Below are 915 nucleotides of genomic sequence, written 5' to 3'. Positions count from 1 at the left end.
TAGGAGATGCGGCGCTGCTCGCCGTACCAGGCCCGCGTGCGCTCATCCAACGCCTTGTTGTACACGAGGCGGACACAGCCGAACGTGCGCGACAGCTCAGCCGCCTGCTCGTCCGTGGGGTAAAAGCGGTACTTGAACGCCCGCTTGACCTGCCGTTCCATACCTCACACTCTATCAGCTCGCGTGTGAGTAGCGGATGTCGGCCGGAATCCGGTGAACGCCGGATCACCCTGACGGCGATCCGGCTTTCCCTGCCCTGCTCCGCAGGAGCTTCGTTTCCTCCCCCGGCTGAAGCCGGGGGTATCCACGAAAGAGAACCCCGATGAACGTCCGCAAGATCATCACCTTCACCGAGGACATCCACAGCGAGGGCGGCCGCCCGGTGGACCCGCCGGCCCGTACGGCGGTGGTGCTCGCCGTCATCGAGAACCCCTGGGCCGGTCAGGGCTTTGTGACGGATCTGCTGCCCGGGATCGACGAGGCGGCGCCGAAGCTCGGCGAGTTGCTGGCGCCCCGCGTGGTCGAGGCGCTGGACGCGCCGGTGGAGGCGTACGGGAAGTGCGCGATCGTGGGGCTCGACGGGGAGATCGAGCACGGCTCCGCGCTGATCCACACCCTGAAGTTCGGCGACCACTTCCGCCGGGCGGCGAACGCGACCACCCTGCTGCCGGCCGTGGAGAAGCGGGCCGCCGCGGGGACGGTCTTCGACATTCCGCTCAAGCACATCACCGACGCCACCATCCGCTCGCACCACCAGAGCATCGAGGTCCGGGTGGCGGACGGGCCGCGCGCCGACGAGATCGTCATCGGGCTCGCGGCGGCCGCCCAGGGCCGCCCACAGGCCCGGCTGGCCCCGCTGTCGACGGAGCGGTGAGCGGCATGGACGCGGTGCGGGCTCCCGGTGGGGCACCGGGG

The 915-nt window shown here is 69.9% G+C and carries 2 protein-coding genes; one reads left to right on the top strand and one right to left on the bottom strand.

The annotated features are described in order from the left end of the window. A partial coding sequence (locus KN815_RS49365) for a helix-turn-helix domain-containing protein (RefSeq protein ID WP_216348236.1) occupies positions 1-161 on the bottom strand: 161 nt, incomplete at its 3' end. A 161-nt stretch (positions 162-322) separates the two neighbouring features. On the opposite strand from KN815_RS49365, the gene KN815_RS49360 reads away from it, so the two are divergent. Further along, the gene (locus KN815_RS49360) at positions 323-874 is read left to right on the top strand and encodes an amino acid synthesis family protein (protein WP_216348235.1); all 552 of its coding nucleotides are present in this window, start codon (positions 323-325) and stop codon (positions 872-874) included. Positions 875-915 lie beyond the last annotated feature (41 nt).

Source organism: Streptomyces niphimycinicus, from assembly GCF_018883605.1.
Classification (GTDB): Bacteria; Actinomycetota; Actinomycetes; order Streptomycetales; family Streptomycetaceae; genus Streptomyces; species Streptomyces niphimycinicus.
The sequence above is the reverse complement of the archived record's forward strand: the minus strand, read 5'-3'. Positions and strand labels throughout refer to the sequence as shown.